Genomic DNA, 246 nt, shown 5'->3' on the forward strand with positions numbered 1-246 from the left:
CATACAGCTGCTTTAACATTAGGGTCTACTTTTTTTAATTGGGTAACCATATCTACAGTATGCGATATAGAAGAGTCTACATCTGTAACATTTCCTCCTTGTTGTCCTGTGTGAGAGTTTTCATTTCCTAATTCAATCCATTTAACATCTAAATTGTCATTAATTCTACTTTGTAATCTGTTTTGTGAATCGGTAGGAGAATCTATTAAAACGTTAAACATTAATGTAGAAGATGCATTATTTGTT

The 246-nt window shown here is 31.3% G+C and carries 1 protein-coding gene; it reads right to left on the reverse strand.

Annotated features, from left to right (window positions below):
• The coding region (locus ACY2RW_RS16265; protein ID WP_490123778.1) for a hypothetical protein at positions 1-246 on the reverse strand (246 nt) is incomplete at both ends.

The sequence above is a fragment of the Polaribacter sp. 2305UL8-11 genome, assembly GCF_058147165.1.